Below are 17,475 nucleotides of genomic sequence, written 5' to 3' on the forward strand. Positions count from 1 at the left end.
CTACCGATTAGAAATCTTGCTTGTATCTCCTTTGAGCTTAACTAAAAATTATCATTGGCGATCGTCGCTAGACGACGCGCTTCGAGTGAGCGTGCTTCGAGATTCGCTCACTCGATCGTATGACTTATTCAGCAAGCCCTACGTAGGCAGACTTTGCATCACCAGCCGTGACTTTGCGGATGCAACCACGCAGAGGTTCCCTCCGCATGTGTTGCACCAAGCAGCGGTGCGCGCTCCTCGGCAAAGCCGAGGGTTTAGCGCAATAAGACAAGTCGCAGGTAAGAAATAGGTAACAATTTAGGTTAATTTATCAGCCTAGTTTGATTTACTAACTTCCAGAGCGAGTGCAGCCAAATCAATCCGCCTAAACCAGCAAGTCCAAACAAAACTAAAGAATACAATGGATAAGTAGCAATTAATAAAATTGCGACGATCGCGCTTAGACTAGTCCCGCAGAGATAACTTAGATTCCAATAAACTTTGTTAATCAATTTAGCGGTGCTTTGCGATCGCATCGATATTTCGAGTTCTTGCTGTGCCAATCTTTCTTCTAGCTGTTGGATTCGGAGCTTACTAGCATTCGGTTGAGTTAATTTATGCTTGAGATAATTAACTGCTTGCCGACTAAGTTTACCAACAATATTACCACGCTCGGCAATTGCGATACTGCGGATAAATGGTTGAGCGGCGACGACTAAATTGTACTCGGGATCTAATGTCCGTGCAATCCCATCCAGTGTCGATAAAGCTTTGAGAATAAAGCTCATTTCTGGGGATAGTTGAAAGGGTTGCTGAATAAATAGAGTGGTAATTTCACTCTTGATCCGATCGAATTCTTTGATATCGACGGGACGATCGGTAAAGCGTTCGAGCATGAATTCGATGACGCGTCGAATCGGGCGCATGTCAGCGACTGGCTCGATCAATCCTAGCTCGATCAAGTTATCAGTCACAGCAACTTCGTCTTTTTTCATCACCGCCCAAAAAGTCTCAATCATCCGATCGGTTGAGATCTCTTTTAACTCTGCCATCATCCCAAAATCATAGACTACCAATTTGCCATCAGCCATGATTGCCATATTACCAGGATGCGGATCGGCTTGAAAGAAGCCATCGACTAATAGTTGCTTGAGATAACAACAAATGCCGAGTTGATTGATTTGTTTAGGATCGAAACCACAAGCTTCCAGGGTCGCGCGATCGTCAATTTTGATCCCTGGTAAATAACTCATCGTCAAAACTTTACTAGTTGTATACTTCCAGTGAATTTCTGGTGCGGTGACTAGTTTCTGTGCTTGAAAATTGACTCTAAACCGATCGGCATTATGCCCTTCTTTGGTGTAGTCTATTTCCTGAAATAGGAGCGTAAAAAATTCTAGATAAATAGCTCTGAGTTCTCGCGATCGCTTTCTGGGCAATAAGCGATCGACCCACCAGAGCAGCTTTTCAATCACCTGAAAATCCAGCTCAAATAACCGCTGTAACCCTGGACGCTGGACTTTGATCGCCACAGCCGTTCCCGTGCGGAGTTTCGCCTTATGGACTTGTCCCAGACTAGCAGCAGCAAGCGGAATCGGATCGAATTCTGCGAACAATATGTCTAACGAAGTCCCCAGCTCTGTCTCGATAATCTCGATCGCTTCATCAACCCCAAAAGCCGGAACTCGATCTTGTAATTGACTGAGAGTTTCGGTATAAATCGGCGGAAAAAAGTCAACTCTAGTCGATAAAGATTGACCGATCTTAATAAAAGTTGGCCCCAAGCCGATCGCCGTGTTCACCAATTTTTGAGCGCGGCGACGGTGGTAGCGTTCATTGGTAGTAGGGAAGACAACATCTCGCAGCAGATCCCACCCCAAACCGATCGCCGCAGTATAGATATCGAATTGCCTAGCGCGACAAGAATATCTCGCCCGTTGCCACCGAAAGCGGCGATCTGGATCGACTACCGATCTCGGTAAGATGGGCGTATGCTGTCGCGCTCCGATCCACATAGCGGCTGGCTTCCTCAAGTTAATGCCGTTCGAGTACTGTTGGGATAGTGACCGTAAAGCAAGTTTTGGCAATGCTTGAGCCAATCGGTGCCGCCGCTGGGGCGACTAGATCGCTAGTCACGGTAATTGTACCTTGAATGTGATCCACCATCGATTTGACTAGAGCCAAACCGAGACCAGTGCCCGCGATCGCTTGTTGGGTCGCACCCGCACCGCGCCGAAATTTATCAAATATATTGAGCAGATCTTCACTAGCAATTGGCTTGCTGAAATTGGCAATTTTAAAAGTCGCTTGCTGTGCATCGACAGTTAGCCAGACTTCCACCATCGTCTGTGGCATGGCAAATTTGCCCGCATTGACCAGCAATTCCTCGACAATATGTTGGAGACTATCGGCATCGGTTTGGATCTGGGGGGAGATCTGGGGGAGGTGAAGCGACAGCTCTAGGGATTTACTCTCAGACCAGCGATCTGCGACAATTGTCGCCTGCTCGGAGACAAATTGATTGAGTGCGATCTGTTGGGGTCGAAATTCTAGTTGTCTGGATTCTAGTTGTTGGAGTTTGAGGATATCATTGACTAGCTTGATTTCCCGCTGACACTGCTCGTCCAAGATATCGAGGTACTGTTGCCGTCGTTGGGGATCGACATCAGCTTGGCGCAGCATTTTGATCGCCAAAGACATACTGGTTAGCGGTGTCCGTAGCTCATGCCCGATCGTACTGATAAATTCATCTTTGAATTCATTGGCTTGGCGCAATTTTTCCATCCGTTTGCGACCGACATCATGCAACTTTGCTTGCAGTTGTAGGCTGGTTTGGACTTGGGAGGTGCGATTGGCGACAGCGGTACGAGAGTGCTGGAGAGCTTTACGCTGGATTCTCGCTAGGGCAATTTGATAGATCTGGCACTGGAGCATCTTCAACTCCACCGGATGCCAATGACGAGATCGATCGTGTTGGAGCACCAGCCACCCCCAGATCGCCGCCGTGGGTTGACGATCGGGGATCGTGGCTCCCATCAACGGGATCATCACCATACTCGGCAATAAATCGTCTTGAAAGATCGATCGATCCGTGGGAGTACTATGACGCTCATTGCCATCAAAAATAGTCGGATTGGGTGCATTAGCCAGTGCTGTCTGGCACCAGGCAGAATTTGCCAATAGAAAGGATGACGGTAATGTGGATGACTTGCCCGAGCGCACATCGATCGCCGTTACTATTTGAATCTGGGTCGCAGTTTGAGCAAATCGAGCGGTTTCATCGGGTACCGCCGGGGCGATCGGTTCAGTAGTGCTAGTATCCCACACGTCGGAGATATCTAGTGTTGGCGCGCCTGTCTCCGGCAGTTGAGCGACAGGCTGGACGATCGAGCCGCTAGATTTGAGCGTCAACACTAGCCCACGCTTGAGTTTTAGTGCTGCCACCATATCCGCTACCGCAATTTCAAATAAGCGATCGATCCGGTGATTCTCGACAATGGCTTGAGTCAGTCGGTAATATAGCTGGGGATAAATCTGCGAAATCTGCGCCTGGATCTGAAGATCTGCTTGAATCAACGCGACCCCAACATAGTCAGCGACAATTTGGAAGATGAGCTTGGTTTCGGGTGACCAGTCCACCCCTTTGGTTGCCACTATCACACAGCCAGTAATCCGATCTCCGTCACGAGTTTCGACGATCGTCACCTGATAGTCGGGGAGTAAGGTCATCCGCCACAGCGTTGGCGTCGGTGCCGAGGGGAGCGGATAATTGACCAATTGACTCGAAATAGAGTTGGTGCGATGACTGACACACGCACTCGCAGCTATCCGCACGCGGTCTGGCGAGACATACTGGAGGAGCCAACAGCCATCGGCAGCGAAGTTGGTAGCGATCGATCGAGCCAATCGATCTAACACTTCCGTGCGATCTTCACCAGCCGCCAACGGTTGGACGATCTGGAGAATGCGTTGTCCGAAATAATCAATTTCGCGAGAATCCTGCATGAGTAATCGATCTGGTGAGCAGCGGGTGTAGATACTAGACCTATCCATTTATTGTGCCACACTGTTCGATTGCAGTTGATGGTCTAAGTGAGGATCGATCTATCTATACTAAGTATGCCCAGAGATTGACGCGTTGTTGGGTAGTTTAGAGCGATCCGGTGTATTTTTTTTGACATCGCGACTAGAGATCCGCTTGACGGAGGGTTTTGACCCATTTAAGCCGTTTGGGAAAAATTGCCATCCGAGCGATCGCAAATGGCATGATAACCAACCAGTGGAGAATAAACAACGAGCCGATCGCTGTTTGGGCAAACAATGTCGCCATACTCACCTGGCGATTGGCTTGTTGATAACTGCGCCGCAGCCCTACCCAAGTCGCCCACAACGGCAACACTACCCCAAGGGAAGCAGTCATCGGCAGTAGTAGGGGGGGATGCTTGAGCCAAAATGCCATCAGAAAATCGGGGATACCTGCGGGCGGAAGTAAATACTGGATCGATACAAACGACAGGAGTAAATCGAGGGTTTTTTTGGTACCCATCCGATTGCTAGCGATCGCTTCCCAGTAGTCGAGATAACGTTGAAAGCCACCCTCAGCCCAGCGATTCCGTTGATGCCACAAGGCTTTGACAGTGGTGACACCTTCTTCGCCGACGGGAGGATAGGGCATCAAGGCAATATCCCACCCAGTTAAATGCAGCCGCAGTGTCAGATCGAGATCGTCAGTGATCGTTTGCTCGTTCCAACCATCGCAACCAACCAAGGCGGTACGGCGGACAAATTGACCGTTACCGCGTAGTTCGCCGATCCCCCCGCCACCGATCCGTTGTTGCTGTAGATAGGCATCCAGAGCCATTTCTGCCCGCTGTCCGCGCGTAAGAAAGTTAGTTTCGCTATTGACGATCGCTTTGCGGAGCTGGAGCGCGCCAATGGTTTCGGATTGGAAATAGGCAAGGACTCGATCGAGAAAATCAGGAGTAACTTGAGCATCAGCATCAAAGACACCGATAATCTCCCCCTGCATCAGTGAGAGGACTTGATTGAGGGCACCGGATTTACCGCCCGTGTCGCGCTCGTTGCGGTGGAGGACTTGTAATTGGGGGTAGTGCTGGGCGAGTTTGTCGAGGATTTCGGGGGTCAGATCGCTGCTATTGTCATCGATCGCCCACACTTCATAGCGATCGGCAGGATAATCTAAGTTGCAGAGACTTTCTACCAAGTTGGTAATCACCGCTGCTTCATTTTTGGCAGCAATCGCCAACGAAATGAATGGATATGTCTGGGGTGTCTTCAATAATGGGGGCGGAGCAACTTTGGTCATCACCAAGCGCAGTGCGCGCCAGCAAAACATGCTAGTGATCGCCCACACCAACAGATAGCCCCAGCTAATCAGATGTAAAGCTGCAACCCCCACCCAGAGGCTGCCCAGGATCGTCGCTGTCTTGACCCGCCGATAACCCATCCCTACCGACCAATCGATCTTCGCTGCGGTTGGATTCTCAATGGTAATGGGCAAGCTGCGATCGGTCATGTTGATGGATACAGGAGTTGGTAAATACTTACTGGTGAATAATAGTGGCGATCGAGCGATCGGCTAGTATTCATCCACTTATTTACACATCTTAACCTGACTGGGGATGAGTGCGATCGGTAAATCTGGATACTATTTAGTGGCAGTTGTAGTTGCACACACTCGACATCAATCTAGCCGCTCGGTTGGGATCGCGACGATCGATGACCAAATTGGCTACCTTCAGATCCAGTAAATGGCGATCGCTAGTGTTAGATATCGATAGCTGATGCGGGGTCTAGCTCCCAGCGATCGCGATCGCGATTCTCCATCATTTCCTCGATCGCTAGTGGCGATCCCTCCTCGACAGTCACACCCACAGCCGCTGCCAATTCTTCCGTGTCATTTTGACTGGGGATAGCCGTCGTACCGCCGACAGCCTCGTCACCATTCACCTCGGCTCGGTAGGCATCATCCTCTGGATTTGCACCTACGAGTGAATTCGATCTTGGGTCGTGCATGGTTTTGGCTCCTCGCTCAATCACTATTTATCATCGAGTCTTACAGACTAGCACCATCTGCGCTAAGTCTGTGTGGTTATCACTTAAATTTAGCAACAGCCCCGCAGATAGTTATCCTCCCAAAGGCAGAGTTCTAGTTACTGACTGTCAGCGAGTCAGTATTTACCTTCGGATTCGGTGGTGGTAGGGGTGGTTGTTTGCCAGCTTTGAGTGTGTAACTAAAAGCCAACAGTCGCAACCATAGGCGCGGCGATCTCGCCTCCAGCCAGGGTTGGACTTGGATCGCCACAGCGGGAATCCAACTACTAAACAAGAAATTGACGATCGCGTCCCAGCCAAAAATCAGATAACTACCCAGCCAGCGAAAAATATCTTTTGCTCCCGCAATTTTCCAGATCCACCAGAGCAAAGCTGGATTTTGCCCAGCCGCCTTCAGTGCCAGACGATTGAACGTCAGCCAATCCGTCCGATCCTTGATAAAAGTATCGGCAACTTCCGGCGGCTCATTTGCCAACAAGCCAAAGAACGTATTCAGCGTTGCATTGATCCGCTCTGGCGGTAACTGCATCCCTGTCGGCACCATCATCCCCTTAGAAAATAGCCACGTCACCGCCACGTTGCTCTGATAAGCCCGAATCCGATCGAGCGCATCCCGATCGAGCAAATCGTGCTTGAGCGCGGTATCGAGCAGATGCGTCAGTCGGGGTAGATTGCGAACTAGCGAACCAAATCCCGTAAACACCAGCGGTGATTGAAGAGACGCCGCATCCCCGATCGCGATCGTCCGATCGAAGGCTACCACTCGATCGCGACTACTGACCGTAAAGTGTCCAGGAATATAGCCAAACGTCGGCTTCCGCCACACCAGCTCATCCATGTCGCACCGCCGATACTCTGGCAAAATTGTGAAGAAATCCTCATACATTTCCAGCAACGAGCCAGGATTTTCAGGGTTCACCTGATGATAATGAAATAAATACACCACGATCTCCTCACCCGCACCTGGAAATAACTCCCAAATCAACTGCCGTCCCCGCGAGATATCCCCATGACTGAATAACACATCGCCATACCGCGCATCCCACACCTCCGGCGCAAACCCACTGGCGATCGCCGCTCCCACCGTCGGACAAACACTATCAAAAGCATGGGTACCATTTAGCTGCCACGCGATTGGGGATGCCGTACCCATCGCATCGACCAACAACCGCCCCCGTACGATCCGCCTTTCCCCAGTCGGTAGATGCTGGCTCGTCACGACCGTTTCCCGCTCCGAAATATCCGCACGGCTAAATTCCGTCTCATCCCAGATTTCCCCACCCGCTTGGCGCAATTTGTCCCCACAGATCCGCAATAACGCCTCCCCATCCAGACAGATATTCAACACCGTCGGTGTAGACAAAACTTTTGCCTGACAACTGGCAGGATTATTCGCATCAAAAAACTTACTAAACCCATCGACATACTCCCGCGCAATGACCCCCTCAAACTCCGCTGGCGTAAACAAATTTAAATCGATCAACCGTTGAAACTCCTCCCGCGAGATATTCCACTCCCGATTCATCCGTCCGAATGGCAACCGCTCCAACAACAGCACCCGGTAGCCCAACCGCGCCATCACCGCCGCATGAATCACCCCCAACGCGCCACCAATATAAATCAGATCGTATCGCGATCGATCCGTTAGCGTCGCCGTCAGATCCGCAGCATCCTCAACCCTAAACAATACCTGCTTCGGCTGCTGAGGATTCCGCACCCCCTCCCGCCACCGTTGCTCCCACCAGTACACCCGCTGGAGATCCGCCTCACCTTTGGGCATCTTCCGAAAATACTTCACTGTCGCTGGATAAAAAGGCTCCAACGCCTCAAAAATCGACATATTACTCAAATCGATCTCCGGCGGAGCTGGATAAGTCGCCGGAAATTCCTGCCGAATCTGGGTCGTCAACTCCCGCACGATCTGACCTTCAGGGGGAATCACCCGCTCCGCCCACCGAAACACCTTCAAGTAAGTAGTCCGCTGCAACGACCACACAAAAACCGACAACTCCGGCACCAATTCCATCCCAGTACTCATCAGATCTGGAAACTGTACCCGCAAACCATCAGTTGTCAACACCGACACGCCACTCTCTGGCTGCCATTCACTTTGCAACCACGATCGCACTCGATCGATATTCGGTGTAGGTATTTCGATGTATAACAGCTCTTGCATCAGTTGGGAGTTGGGAGTAGAGGGTAGAGGGTAGAGGGTAGAGGGTAGAGGGTAGAGGGTAGAGGGTAGAGGGTAGAGGGTAGAGGGTAGAGGGTAGAGGGTGGATGATGGATGAGATCGATACTCCGCATTGATAAAAAGCCATGTGTAGGGGAGGGTTTCGTGCCCAGCCCACCATAAATCAGCACCAACCAAACCCTACCCCGTAGCCACCAGGTAAGTGCCAACCACATGCCACGCCGATCGCCAACAACCAACATACGTGGGGGAGTTTGAGGGGCGATGCGCGCACGCCTTTGTTCCCCGACGGTTTAGGTTTAGCGCATCAAGACAACCCCCAGACCCTGGTTCTGCCCACGCCAGCAAAAACCGCAACCGACAAATTCTCTTCATTTACCGCTACGCTATTACTGACAACACATCAAACACCAAAGCACAAGACAAAAACTCACCTATGTCGATCGCTACCAGTTATTGTATTGTACTGAATAACTTCGATCGTTTCGCTCAAATCCCATGCACTTAATTTTGTATACCAAAATCGGCTGCCACCTCTGCGAAGGACTCCAAGAAAAAATCGAGCAAATTACCGACCTCAACATCCACCTCGAACTTCGCGAAATCACCACCAACCCCGACTGGTTCGATCGCTACCAATACGAAATCCCAGTATTATATGTACAAGTCGATGGCACCGAACAATCCATCCCCCGCTTCTCCCCCCGCGCCAGCGTTCCCCAAGTCCAGCAAACTTTACAGCAGTACTCGGAATTCAGTTGACAGTTGACAGTTGCGGATGCAATCACGCGGAGGATACCTGGCGCATGTGTTGCACTAGCGGCTCGCGATACGTAGGCTCTGCCGAGGGTTTAGCGAGACAAGACAAGCAGACAGTTGACAGTTGGTTTGAGGATATTCATTTACTATCTTGATATGAAACTACGCGAACTCCTGACTCACAGCCAAATTAGCATCCCCAGCGAACATCCCAACTTAGATCTTGAAGTAACAGGCTTAAAAACCAATTCCCACGCCTGTACCCCTGGCGACTTATTCATCGGGATGCCTGGAACACGCGTCGATGGCGGTGAATTTTGGCAAGGTGCGATCGCCGCAGGAGCGATCGGAGCCGTAATTTCACCCGCAGCCGCAGCCATCCATCCACCCACTGCCGCTAACTGTATCGCGATCGCTACCGATCTGACAGCCGCCTGTGCCGCCCTCGCTGGCACCTTTTACCAGCATCCCGCCCGTACTCTCAAAATGGTCGGCGTCACAGGTACCAACGGTAAAACCACCACCACCCACATCATCGAATACCTCCTCGCCCAAGCCAGTATCTCTACCGCCCTGCTCGGCACCCTCTACACCCGCTGGCAAGGCTACCAAAAAACAGCCACCCACACCACCCCCTTCGCCGTCGATCTCCAGCAGCAACTCGCCCTCGCCCTCGCCGCAGGTAGCCAAGTTGCCCTGATGGAAGTCAGCTCCCACGCCCTCGATCAAGGGCGCGTCATGGGTTGTCCGTTTGAGGTGGGTGTCTTTACCAACCTCACTCAGGATCACTTGGACTATCACCAAAATATGGAAAGCTATTTCCAAGCCAAAGCTTTATTATTTAGTCCCGAATATCTCGGCGGACGGGCGATCGTCAATCTCGATGACGAGTATGGCAAAAGAATCATCGCCCAAATCCCCGCAGAGCGAGTCTGGAGCTACAGTACCACCGATCCTACCGCTGACCTCTGGACGAACGAATTGACCTACCAGCAAACTGGCGTCACAGGTCAACTCCATACTCCCCAGGGCGAAATCAGCTTCAGCTCCCCCCTAGTGGGCGACTACAACCTCGAAAACCTGCTCGCGGCGGTCGCGACGGCATTGCACCTGGGGATGGGCTTGGACGCGATTGTTGCGGCGATCGCGCATTTTCCAGGTGTACCAGGACGGATGGAACGCGTCCAAGTTGCACCTGAGCAAGATATTACCGCGATCGTCGATTATGCCCATACCCCTGATAGTTTGGAAAGCTTACTCACTGCTGCCCGTCCCTTTATTCATGGCAAAGTAATCTGTGTATTTGGCTGTGGTGGCGATCGCGATCGCACCAAACGCCCCCAAATGGGCAAAATTGCCGCCGCTTTGGCCGACCTAGTAGTGGTAACATCGGATAATCCGCGCACGGAAGATCCTGCCAAAATTTTGCAAGATGTTATGGCTGGCATCGAGCGGACGATCGGCATTGAAGTCATTGCCGATCGCGCTCAAGCCATCGAGCGGGCGATCGCGATGGCGGCTCCTGGAGATGGTGTCCTGATCGCAGGCAAAGGACATGAAGACTATCAAATCCTCGGTACCGAAAAAATCTATTTTGACGATCGCGAACAAGCCCGCACTGCTCTAACTAAAAAATTTGGCTGTTCAAAATTGGCGATCGAGTAGTTAGCAGTTAAACATCACAATGGACAAAACCCCTCCGCCCGAACTAAGTCTGGGCGAACTCAAAGATGAGTTAATCGAACACCTCATGCAAGAGTTGTGTACGCCATTAACTAATATCAAAACTGCGCTCAAGTTGCTGGAGTCACCAGTACTCAAGCCATCGCAACGGCGGCGATATCTGGGGTTGATTGGTGGTGAATGCGATCGCCAAAACTCGCTCATTAACGGCGTAAGTAGACTGATCGCACTCGATCGGATCTCAGATCGCGCTGCCATAGTTCCTATCGAACTATCCCAAATTATTCCAGGCATAGTTAGTACTTACCAACCATTAGCCGAAGAAAAAGGGGTAAAATTGGGCTATACTGTTTCAAATAATTTACCTCCAATTGCCTTTGTAGAGGGGTGGTTGCGGCAAATTGCCATCGATTTATTGCACAATGGTATCAAATACACGCCCAGCGGTGGACAAGTTTTTGTCCAAGCTACGCTCCAAAATGAATACGTTCAGTTAGAGTTTCGCGACACAGGAATTGGGATTCCGCCATCAGAAATTCCCAAGATTTTTAATCGCTTTTATCGGATCCGTAGTTCGGCAGATGAAGACAATAATAGTGCGGGCTTAGGATTGACAATCGTCCAAAATCTACTACTCCGTTGTGGCGGCTCGATCTCAGTCACCAGTCAAATCAGTGTCGGCACAAAGTTTCGAGTACTCTTACCCACAAAGCGATCGCCGCCCAATCCCTAAAGCCTAAAGCCTAAAATAACCCCCGTGCGTATACCCAAGCTTAAATCGATCCTAGTCCGAATGGTTAACGTTCTATTGATGGGGTGTCTGTTGATATTTTTAGGCAGCATTTATGTCCATAAAATCGAACCCAACTGGCTTGAAGTTACCCAGATCGCTATTAATTTACCCACACTAGATCGAGCATTCGATGGCTATCGGATCGTTCAGATTACCGATCTCCATGCCGGGGATGGAATCGATCGTGCTCAGTTAGCAAAAGTTGTCGCTACCGTAAATGACCAAAATCCAGATTCGATCGTTATCACAGGAGATCATGTTAGTCGATTGCCCAGACAACATGTCGAACAGTTAGATATTTTAGCTGCGCTACATCCTCGCGATCGCACCCTGGCGGTATTGGGCAATCATGATGTCTACAACGATCCTACGCCCATCCGCGCCGCGCTCACCCAAGCCGGAATTACGTTACTCGAAAATACCATCTACACCATCACCCGCGATCGCGCCACACTGCATATTGCTGGCGTCGGTGATGTCTATGCCCGCCAAGACAGGCTCGATCTCGTTCTTGCCCAGTTACCCGCCACTGGAGCCGCGATTATGCTCGTTCACGAGCCAGATTTTGCTGACGTATCCGCCGCCACTGGACGCTTTGGGCTACAACTTTCTGGACATTCACATGGCGGACAGATCCGCATCCCCTTTTACAAGGTATATCTGCCTGAATACGCTCACAAATATCCCTTGGGACGCTATCAAGTTGGAGACATGATCCAGTACACCAATCGGGGGATCGGCATGGTTAAACTCTACGCTCGGTTTAACTGTCGTCCAGAAATTTCCGTATTTACCCTAGTGGCTGGTAGCTAGTGGCTGGTAAAGTAGAATTAGGTTTTGGGCTGAGAGATCCAAGCTGTTCTCTAGCTGCCAATCCCTAAAACCTAAAACCTAACACCTAACACCTAACTCCATGGCATCCATCCGCGATTTGCACCATCAGCTTGTCACCAAACAACGATCGGCAGTAGAAATCGCCACTGAAGCGATCGATCGGGTGGAGCAACTCGAACCGCAGCTACGTAGTTTTCTCCGCACCACACCAACCCAAGCCCTTGCCCAGGCAAGATTGGTAGACGCCAAAATTGCCGCAGGTGAAGATATCCCCCTCCTCGCCGGAATTCCGATCGCACTCAAGGACAATATGTGTACTCAGGGGATCGAAACCACCTGCGGTTCCAAAATTCTTGCAGGCTTTATACCGCCTTACGAATCCACCGTCACTCAAAAGCTGCAAGATTTGGGCGCAGTATCCCTGGGCAAAACCAACCTCGATGAATTTGCGATGGGCAGCTCTACCGAAAACTCGGCTTATCAAGTCACCGCCAATCCTTGGGATCTAGCGCGAGTACCTGGCGGCTCTTCAGGCGGTTCGGCTGCGGCTGTAGCTGGTTCAGAATGCGTCGTATCGCTCGGTTCTGATACTGGTGGTTCAATCCGTCAACCTGCGGCTTTTTGTGGCGTGGTGGGGCTAAAACCGACCTATGGATTGGTGTCGAGGTTTGGATTGGTGGCTTATGCTTCTTCGCTCGATCAGATCGGGCCATTTGCACGGACGGTAGAAGATGCCGCCATCTTACTCGAAGCGATCGCAGGTTACGATCCCAAAGATTCTACCAGTCTCAATATCGAGATTCCCAAGTATTCCCAACTACTCACCCCAGATCTACCCAAGGGCTTAAAAGTCGGCGTCATCACCGAAACTTTTGGCGAAGGTTTAGATCCGCAAGTTGCTGAATCAGTGAGAAAAGCGATCGAGCACTTCCGCGCCCTCGGTGCTGAAGTTCAAGAAATTTCCTGTCCCCGCTTCCGCTATGGATTGCCCACTTATTACGTCATCGCCCCTTCCGAAGCTTCGGCAAATTTAGCCCGCTATGATGGCGTCAAGTATGGATTTCGAGCAGAAGCTGACAATCTGATGTCGATGTACACTCAGACTAGAGCCGCCGGATTTGGCGCGGAAGTCAAACGGCGAATCATGCTCGGCACCTACGCGCTTTCGGCAGGTTATTACGACGCATATTACCTCAAAGCTCAAAAAGTACGGACGCTGATCGCTCAAGACTTTGCCGCAGCTTTTGAAAAGGTAGATATTCTCATCACCCCTACCGCCCCGACGACGGCGTTCAAAGCAGGCGAAAAAACTGCCGATCCGTTGAGCATGTATCTGTCTGACTTGATGACTATCCCCGTCAACCTTGCTGGCTTACCTGGAATCAGTATCCCCTGTGGATTTGATGACAAAGGAATGCCGATCGGGTTGCAATTGATTAGCAATGCTTTGCGTGAGGATGTCTTGCTTCAAGCCGCCCATGTGTACGAGCAGACAAATGACTGGTATAAGCGATCGCCTAGTTTATAAAGCATGGAGTTACCGATCAGCTCTACCGTCTGATGTCTGGATTCTCCCGTTATACAATAACGTGAGTTCGGGTTAAAGAAAATTGATTTGCTCCGCTTTTCTGAAGTCGCCGATTAAACCTTCACGATCGAGGGTTTAATCGGCGACACCAAGAAAGCCACCTAAAGGTTCATTCCACGACCCAACGTTTCGGGAGTAGCACAAATACTTTGCGTTCTTGGGGTCGCAAGACCACCGCCACAACCCAGTGACACAGATCCGTCACCCACATCATGCACATTGATAAAATTCACTTGATGGTTGTCGATCTTTTTAAATCAAGCTGTAATAAAATTGATATTATTGTTTTGATTAACAATATATATAATGCTTACATGCTAGAGATAGTAAATGAAGATTTTATTAGAGGTGTGGACTTTAAAAACAATTGGGGATTGGCAGATATCTTAGTATGTAATGGTGAAAAGAGCAGGTACTTTATAAGTCTCATATTTGCAGTTTATGATAATAAGAAACTGACTCTTCCAATAGATTTAGGATATTTTATGATTGAATAACTACTCATTTCAACTTCATAGGATTGGCACTGCCTACAGCCCACGAGCAATGGATAAAGCTGAAACCACTGCCTGAACTTGTGACGAGAGATTTCCCAACTTTCGATGTAGTAGATGATAGAAGCAGTAGCTTGTAGGTTGGGTTGAGCCTTGAAACCCAACAACCCCAGTGTTTGATGAACTATTTGCGCTCGATTGGTAGTAGAGTCGATCGATCGCCCCTACTGTCAAAGTCTCGTCAAGCCCAATTCTGTACAAACTGCATCTACCGGAATATCCCAAGGATCGATGTTCCACGAGAGCCGATCTGCCAATGGGGGCGCACCTAGATAGGCAAAATCAAACACGATCCCGATCGTGGGAATCTTTTGCCACAACGGATCGGCGAATAAGCGATCGTAGTAACCACCCCCATAACCCAGCCGATAACCATGCCGATCGATCGCCACCGCTGGTACTAATATCAGATCGACGCAATCGGGTTCCAACAGCGGCGATCTAGGTTCGGGTTCTAAAATACCATAACGCCCCTTTATCAGCGGTTCTGACGGCTGCCAGCGGTGCCACAGCAGCTCTTGACCGACACATCTGGGTAACCCCCACTGTGGCAGATGATGGGCAAACAAATAGTCGAGACTAGGTTCTTGACGACAGCTTTGATATGCCAGAATCGTTCGTGCTGCGATGAATTCGGGACAGCACAACAGATGATGGCAGATCCGATCGCTTTGAGATCGCCACAGTGCAGGCGGTAGGGCTTGTCGCTGCCCCAGCAATTGGTGGCGGCAAAGCTCTTTGATGGGGTTGACGATCGCCATAATGAGCGACTGAGACAATTTTGCTAAATTTTTACTACTGGATCTGCACTACCAAAGATATCAATACTTCGCTGTCTGGGTACGCTGATTAAAGGCTCCTCCATACTAGTGCGAGATTGACATCAAGCTTTACCCAGATCCAGACGATCGTTCTCACTGAGCAAAATCAGCCAAATCAACCATCCAGATCTACTCAATTCCCAGCTAAGATTTAGATACAGATGCCACTACATTAGTTATTTTTCCCACCGAGACAAGCGTAATCCTATCAATATTGCGATCCATATTTCAATAATCTAGCTGCTAAAAATCATTAATTAGTTAAGTTATAGCTCTCACTCAAATTGAAATTAAGTCTAATTAATTACAATTAAAAATAATATGTTATTATCCATTGATGCCTTCTATAAAACCAAAACAAGTGAATCCTTAGCCAAGTACTTAGCCAAAGTGTCAAGCGAACGCCGGAAATTAGTTAAATTAGAAGTGGATCTGATCCCGCAGATCCGAACAAAGTGGGAGAAAATCCTGACCGATCGGACAACAGATCGCGATCGAGCCGAAAATGCCATTAATGCTTGCTACCTATATGCTGGCATCGGTAGAGCGCGGGTGCTCTGGACGGAAAATCCACTCATCGCCATGAAAACCTCGATCGATCGTCCAGATCTAATCAATGTGGGCGATCGGATTCTACAACAAATTTGGGATAGCTGTCATCGGGAGATCGCCCGCCAGATCGATCCAGATTTTATCCAAGTAGTTAAAGCTTATGCCAATCCTCGCGCTCAACTGACGGGGGAAGGACAAAATATCGCTTTCGATCGACTTGGAGACTTTTTAAATGAAGTGTCGATCGCCGAAATCAAAAAGACTTATCCATTGCTTGGGCCATCCTCACTACCAACCGCGATGCAAGATTATCGGATTGCTTATTTGAGTTATTTGGATTACTTTCACCAAATTGGGATTGACATCCCGCAGATTCAATTACTCATCGATCTAGCTCGTTCCTGCGGTTGTTGCTGGGCATTTGAAAATATCACGATTTTGACTCCCAAAGCATCAGCGATCGAATTCAACAACCACGGCGAACTCATCGCCTTGGTCTATGATGGCATCAATATCCTCGACTAAATCTAGCTCGATCGACCGACACATGGCATAATTGTAGACGGGAGACAGTTACCAACACGATCTGATCCCACTGACCATGACGATCGACATCTGGGCGCGTAGCAAGATGATTATCCCCAAATTGCCGATGCTCGATCGCCAAGTAACCGCTCGTCGATCCTAACAGGATGTCAATACTGTGCCTCTAATTACGACTGGTAAGCCATTTATTCGCGATCTCGAACAAGCTGGAGCCTTGGGTGTATATGCCCCGCTCGAAGGTGGCTATGAGGGTCGCTATCAACGCAGGCTGCGTGCGACTGGATATGAGAGTATGAACCTATCGGCACGCGGTATGGGCGATCTGAGTTCCTACCTCACTGGCGTACATGGCGTTCGTCCCGCTCATGTCGGCAAAAAAGAAATTCGCACTTACTATATACCGCCGATGTTAGATACATATCTGGCACATCTGCTACCTGGCTCCAAAGGTCTAGTATTGTGGCTGGGTGACGGTCAAGTATTATCCAATCAAGAATTGGCTTATCTCACCGAGTTACCCACGATCGATCCCCGTGTCAAAGTTGTTGTCGAATTGGGTGGAGATCGCCAGTTTCGCTGGGTAAAGCTCACCGAGATCGTCAATGCCTAATCTAGATTAGGATCGGAGTCTCCAGTTATAATTGAGATATCCATCGGGGTCTCACCCTCCATTCCCAATTCCTAACTCCCCATGAGCGCGATTACTCCCAGTCAAGTTAAAGCGACAATCGAAGCAGGTATTCCAGAATCGATCGTCCAAATCACCGATTTGACAGGTGGTGGCGATCATTACCAAGCGGTAGTAGTTTCGGCCCAATTCGCAGGCAAATCACTGATCCAACAACACCAACTAGTTTACGGTACTGTCAGTGAGGCGATGGCTAGTGGAGCCATTCATGCCCTCGCACTCAAAACTTATACCCCTGAGACATGGCAGCTCGAACAATAGACTTTACTACCCGAATTTTTTGGTAGATTGCGCTCTAGATCTCCGAGCAGTTTACCCTCTATCTTGATTCGCTGTCTTGTCGTTTTTTTATTCGGCGTCGTTTTATGTCTAGGGTTCCCCCCGAATAAAAAACGACAAGACGGGGGAA

Annotated in this window: 16 protein-coding genes and 1 pseudogene; 10 read left to right on the forward strand and 7 right to left on the reverse strand. The window is 49.7% G+C overall.

The genetic code is table 11. The features are described from left to right. A partial coding sequence (locus ACEW9I_RS19785) for a hypothetical protein (RefSeq protein WP_373542048.1) occupies positions 1–289 on the forward strand: 289 nt, incomplete at its 5' end. Between the two features lie 13 nt (positions 290–302). On the opposite strand, the gene ACEW9I_RS19790 is transcribed toward ACEW9I_RS19785, so the two are convergent. The 5 genes from ACEW9I_RS19790 to ACEW9I_RS19810 all read right to left on the reverse strand — a co-directional run bounded on the left by ACEW9I_RS19790 (position 303) and on the right by ACEW9I_RS19810 (position 8,230). Next, entirely contained in the window at positions 303–1,994 is a 1,692-nt protein-coding gene (locus tag ACEW9I_RS19790; protein ID WP_373542049.1) for an ABC1 kinase family protein, read from the reverse strand. Positions 1,995–2,013: 19 nt separating this feature from the next. After that, positions 2,014–3,984 carry a sensor histidine kinase gene (locus ACEW9I_RS19795; protein WP_373542050.1) on the reverse strand — a complete coding sequence of 657 codons (1,971 nt, stop codon included), beginning with the start codon at positions 3,982–3,984 and terminating at the stop codon, positions 2,014–2,016. Positions 3,985–4,165: 181 nt separating this feature from the next. Continuing rightward, entirely contained in the window at positions 4,166–5,515 is a 1,350-nt protein-coding gene (locus ACEW9I_RS19800; RefSeq protein WP_373542051.1) for a glycosyltransferase family 2 protein, read from the reverse strand. A 251-nt stretch (positions 5,516–5,766) separates the two neighbouring features. Beyond that, entirely contained in the window at positions 5,767–6,015 is a 249-nt protein-coding gene (locus ACEW9I_RS19805; protein WP_373542052.1) for a DUF6335 family protein, read from the reverse strand. A 133-nt stretch (positions 6,016–6,148) separates the two neighbouring features. Further along, positions 6,149–8,230, reverse strand: coding sequence for an NAD(P)/FAD-dependent oxidoreductase (locus ACEW9I_RS19810; protein ID WP_373542053.1), 2,082 nt, complete (start codon positions 8,228–8,230; stop codon positions 6,149–6,151). Positions 8,231–8,746: 516 nt separating this feature from the next. On the opposite strand from ACEW9I_RS19810, the gene ACEW9I_RS19815 reads away from it, so the two are divergent. From ACEW9I_RS19815 to gatA, 5 genes are all read left to right on the forward strand, one after another. After that, positions 8,747–9,010 (forward strand): glutaredoxin family protein, encoded by a 264-nt coding sequence (locus ACEW9I_RS19815; protein ID WP_373542054.1) that lies wholly within the window; start codon positions 8,747–8,749, stop codon positions 9,008–9,010. Positions 9,011–9,163: 153 nt separating this feature from the next. Further along, entirely contained in the window at positions 9,164–10,672 is a 1,509-nt protein-coding gene (locus ACEW9I_RS19820) for a UDP-N-acetylmuramoyl-L-alanyl-D-glutamate--2,6-diaminopimelate ligase (protein ID WP_373542055.1), read from the forward strand. Positions 10,673–10,691: 19 nt separating this feature from the next. Then, complete coding sequence (locus ACEW9I_RS19825) at positions 10,692–11,423, forward strand: sensor histidine kinase (protein ID WP_373542056.1); 732 nt, start codon at positions 10,692–10,694, stop codon at positions 11,421–11,423. A gap of 60 nt (positions 11,424–11,483) precedes the next feature. Continuing rightward, positions 11,484–12,296, forward strand: a complete 813-nt coding sequence (locus ACEW9I_RS19830; RefSeq protein WP_373542057.1) for a metallophosphoesterase — start codon at positions 11,484–11,486, stop codon at positions 12,294–12,296. A gap of 100 nt (positions 12,297–12,396) precedes the next feature. Beyond that, a complete protein-coding gene (gene gatA / locus ACEW9I_RS19835; protein WP_373542058.1) occupies positions 12,397–13,845 on the forward strand; it encodes an Asp-tRNA(Asn)/Glu-tRNA(Gln) amidotransferase subunit GatA in 1,449 nt (482 codons plus the stop codon). 172 nt (positions 13,846–14,017) lie between these two features. Here gatA and ACEW9I_RS19840 read toward each other — a convergent pair. Further along, a pseudogene (locus ACEW9I_RS19840) lies at positions 14,018–14,098 on the reverse strand (IS5/IS1182 family transposase); the annotation flags it as partial. Positions 14,099–14,117: 19 nt separating this feature from the next. Here ACEW9I_RS19840 and ACEW9I_RS19845 point away from each other — a divergent pair. Then, positions 14,118–14,402, forward strand: coding sequence for a hypothetical protein (locus ACEW9I_RS19845; protein WP_373542059.1), 285 nt, complete (start codon positions 14,118–14,120; stop codon positions 14,400–14,402). A 227-nt stretch (positions 14,403–14,629) separates the two neighbouring features. Here the strand turns inward: ACEW9I_RS19845 and ACEW9I_RS19850 are convergent, their stop codons facing one another. Further along, the gene (locus tag ACEW9I_RS19850) at positions 14,630–15,238 is read right to left on the reverse strand and encodes a 5-formyltetrahydrofolate cyclo-ligase (protein WP_373542060.1); all 609 of its coding nucleotides are present in this window, start codon (positions 15,236–15,238) and stop codon (positions 14,630–14,632) included. A 363-nt stretch (positions 15,239–15,601) separates the two neighbouring features. On the opposite strand from ACEW9I_RS19850, the gene ACEW9I_RS19855 reads away from it, so the two are divergent. The 3 genes from ACEW9I_RS19855 to ACEW9I_RS19865 all read left to right on the forward strand — a co-directional run bounded on the left by ACEW9I_RS19855 (position 15,602) and on the right by ACEW9I_RS19865 (position 17,327). Next, complete coding sequence (locus ACEW9I_RS19855; protein WP_373542061.1) at positions 15,602–16,357, forward strand: hypothetical protein; 756 nt, start codon at positions 15,602–15,604, stop codon at positions 16,355–16,357. Positions 16,358–16,535: 178 nt separating this feature from the next. Then, on the forward strand, positions 16,536–16,988 hold the full coding sequence (locus ACEW9I_RS19860; RefSeq protein ID WP_373542062.1) for an NAD(P)H-quinone oxidoreductase subunit N: 453 nt from the start codon (positions 16,536–16,538) through the stop codon (positions 16,986–16,988). Positions 16,989–17,069: 81 nt separating this feature from the next. Continuing rightward, complete coding sequence (locus tag ACEW9I_RS19865; protein WP_373542063.1) at positions 17,070–17,327, forward strand: BolA family protein; 258 nt, start codon at positions 17,070–17,072, stop codon at positions 17,325–17,327. Positions 17,328–17,475: the final 148 nt, after the last annotated feature.

This window comes from Chamaesiphon sp. (assembly GCF_041738855.1).
In the GTDB taxonomy this organism is placed as follows: Bacteria; Cyanobacteriota; Cyanobacteriia; order Cyanobacteriales; family Chamaesiphonaceae; genus Chamaesiphon.

Coding starts and splice junctions, on each gene's coding strand:
- ACEW9I_RS19790 (WP_373542049.1), bottom strand. CDS start 1,994: ATGTGGATCGGAGCGCGACAGCATACGCCCATCTTACCGAGATCGGTA.
- ACEW9I_RS19795 (WP_373542050.1), bottom strand. CDS start 3,984: ATGCAGGATTCTCGCGAAATTGATTATTTCGGACAACGCATTCTCCAG.
- ACEW9I_RS19800 (WP_373542051.1), bottom strand. CDS start 5,515: ATGACCGATCGCAGCTTGCCCATTACCATTGAGAATCCAACCGCAGCG.
- ACEW9I_RS19805 (WP_373542052.1), bottom strand. CDS start 6,015: ATGCACGACCCAAGATCGAATTCACTCGTAGGTGCAAATCCAGAGGAT.
- ACEW9I_RS19810 (WP_373542053.1), bottom strand. CDS start 8,230: ATGCAAGAGCTGTTATACATCGAAATACCTACACCGAATATCGATCGA.
- ACEW9I_RS19815 (WP_373542054.1), top strand. CDS start 8,747: ATGCACTTAATTTTGTATACCAAAATCGGCTGCCACCTCTGCGAAGGA.
- ACEW9I_RS19820 (WP_373542055.1), top strand. CDS start 9,164: ATGAAACTACGCGAACTCCTGACTCACAGCCAAATTAGCATCCCCAGC.
- ACEW9I_RS19825 (WP_373542056.1), top strand. CDS start 10,692: ATGGACAAAACCCCTCCGCCCGAACTAAGTCTGGGCGAACTCAAAGAT.
- ACEW9I_RS19830 (WP_373542057.1), top strand. CDS start 11,484: ATGGTTAACGTTCTATTGATGGGGTGTCTGTTGATATTTTTAGGCAGC.
- gatA (WP_373542058.1), top strand. CDS start 12,397: ATGGCATCCATCCGCGATTTGCACCATCAGCTTGTCACCAAACAACGA.
- ACEW9I_RS19845 (WP_373542059.1), top strand. CDS start 14,118: ATGCACATTGATAAAATTCACTTGATGGTTGTCGATCTTTTTAAATCA.
- ACEW9I_RS19855 (WP_373542061.1), top strand. CDS start 15,602: ATGTTATTATCCATTGATGCCTTCTATAAAACCAAAACAAGTGAATCC.
- ACEW9I_RS19865 (WP_373542063.1), top strand. CDS start 17,070: ATGAGCGCGATTACTCCCAGTCAAGTTAAAGCGACAATCGAAGCAGGT.